At 62.4% G+C, this 2,432-nt stretch carries 1 protein-coding gene; it reads left to right on the plus strand.

The window, feature by feature from the left end; genetic code table 11:
- Window positions 1–170 precede the first annotated feature (170 nt).
- Window positions 171–2,363: a YccS family putative transporter gene (gene yccS, locus HT737_RS13270; protein ID WP_182402809.1), complete on the plus strand. Its 2,193-nt coding sequence runs from the start codon at window positions 171–173 to the stop codon at window positions 2,361–2,363.
- Window positions 2,364–2,432 lie beyond the last annotated feature (69 nt).

Below are 2,432 nucleotides of genomic sequence, written 5' to 3' on the forward strand. Positions count from 1 at the left end.
GATCTTTTGATYTTAAAAACAGGATCAAAAGATCGCAGTCTTCGGCAGCTCCTACAGGGGGAGCGGGCAATCAAGGAACACTTTTTGCTGTCAGATGTGATCGGCGCCATTGCGTCGGCGTCATTACTGGCTCAATTTAGCGGCATCGCCTCGGAAGGCCTTCGCACTTCATGTCCTCGACCTCGTTTCGTCAGTCTTTGCGGCGCCTGTGGGCGCTGGATAAATTCAGCTACAGCGTGCGGGTGTTCATCGCCCTGACCGGCAGCATGGCGCTGTGCTGGTATCAGGATGAAATGGGCCTGCTGATCCCGTTGTTCCTGGGGATTATCGCCAGCGCCCTGGCCGAGACCGACGACAGCTGGCAGGGTCGCCTCAACGCGCTGGCGGTCACCCTGGTGTGTTTCAGTATCGCCGCGCTGTCAGTGGAACTGCTCTTCCCCTACCCCATCGTCTTTGCCATCGCCCTGGCCCTGGCCAGCTTCGCCCTGACCATGCTCGGTGCGCTCGGCGAGCGTTATGGCGCGATTGCTTCGGCGACGTTGATTCTGTCGGTCTACACCATGATCGGCGTGGATCAGCGCGGCGGCGCGGTCACCGATTTCTGGCACGAGCCGATGCTGCTGGTGGCGGGCGCCGCGTGGTACGGCTTGCTCTCGGTGCTGTGGCAGGCGCTGTTTTCCAACCAGCCGGTGCAGCAGAGTCTGGCGCGGCTGTTCCGTGAACTGGGTTTCTACCTGAAGCTCAAAGCCTCACTGTTCGAGCCGATCCGCCAACTGGACGTCGAAGGACGGCGGCTGGAACTGGCACAGCAGAACGGTCGCGTAGTGGCCGCGCTGAACAGCGCCAAGGAAATCATCCTGCACCGGGTCGGCAACGGTCGCCCGGGTTCGAAAGTCAGCCGTTATCTGAAGCTGTATTTCCTCGCCCAGGACATTCACGAACGCGCCAGCTCTTCGCACTATCCGTACAACGCGCTGGCCGAGGCATTCTTCCACAGCGACGTGCTGTTCCGCTGCCAGCGTCTGCTGCGCCAGCAGGGCAAAGCCTGTCGTGCGCTGGCCGAGTCGATCCAGATGCGCCAGCCGTTCGTCTACGACGCCAGTTTTGCCGAAGCGCTGACAGACCTCGACGCGTCCCTTGAACACCTGCGCATCCAGAGCAATCCGGCGTGGCGCGGCCTTCTGCGTTCGCTGCGTGCTCTGGCAGCCAACCTCGGCACCCTCGACCGCTTGCTCAGCGATGCGAGCAACCCTGACGCGCTGGCGGACGCCACCGATAGCAGCCTGCTCGACCGCTCACCACGCAACCTCAAGGACGTGTGGATTCGTCTGCGCACGCAGTTGACACCGACCTCCTTGCTGTTCCGCCACGCCCTGCGTCTGCCGCTGGCATTGAGTATCGGCTACGGCATGGTGCACCTGATTCACCCGTCGCAGGGCTATTGGATCATTCTCACCACACTGTTCGTCTGCCAGCCGAACTACGGCGCAACCCGGCGCAAACTCGGGCAGCGGATTCTCGGCACCGCCATCGGTCTGACCGTGGCCTGGGCGCTGTTCGATCTGTTCCCCAGCCCGCTGGTGCAGTCGTGCTTCGCCATTGCCGCCGGGGTGGTGTTCTTTACCAACCGCACCACGCGCTACACCGTGGCGACGGCGGCGATCACGATCATGGTGCTGTTCTGCTTTAACCAGATCGGCGATGGCTACGGGCTGTTCCTGCCGCGCTTGTTCGATACCCTGCTCGGCAGCCTGATCGCCGGCCTGACGGTGTTCCTGTTCCTGCCGGACTGGCAGGGTCGACGCCTGAACAAAGTGCTGGCCAACACCCTGACGTGCAACAGCATCTACCTGCGCCAGATCATGCAGCAATACGCCGCCGGCAAGAGCGATGACCTCGCCTATCGCCTGGCCCGACGCAACGCGCACAATGCCGACGCGGCACTGTCGACCACGCTGGCGAACATGCTGATGGAGCCGGGGCATTTCCGTAAGGAAGCGGATGTCGGTTTCCGCTTCCTGGTGCTGTCGCACACGCTGCTCAGCTACCTCTCCGGATTGGGCGCGCATCGCGAAACGCAGCTACCGGCGGAAGTCCGCGAACACCTGATTGACGGCGCCGGAGTGAAACTGGCCGCGAGCATCGATGAAATCGCCCAGGGCCTGGCCAACAAGCAGCCAGTGGCGATCCAGAGCGACGACGAGGAAGCGCTGGCCAATGAGCTGGAGCAGATGCCGGACGAGATCGATGAAGGGCAGCGGCTGGTGCAGACGCAACTGGCGTTGATCTGCCGGCAGCTGGGGCCGTTGCGCACGTTGGCGGCGCATTTGATCAAAGACACCAGTGAGGTCAGCGCTGGCTGAAAAGACGCCTTCGCGAGCAGGCTCGCTCCCACAGTGAATGTGTGTACGACACAGAACCCATGTGGGAGC

Source organism: Pseudomonas sp. MD195_PC81_125, assembly GCF_014060985.1.
GTDB lineage: Bacteria > Pseudomonadota > Gammaproteobacteria > Pseudomonadales > Pseudomonadaceae > Aquipseudomonas > Aquipseudomonas parakoreensis.

Bases quoted from the DNA above. Each gene is read 5' to 3' on its own strand.
- yccS (WP_182402809.1), top strand. From the start codon at position 171: ATGTCCTCGACCTCGTTTCGTCAGTCTTTGCGGCGCCTGTGGGCGCTG.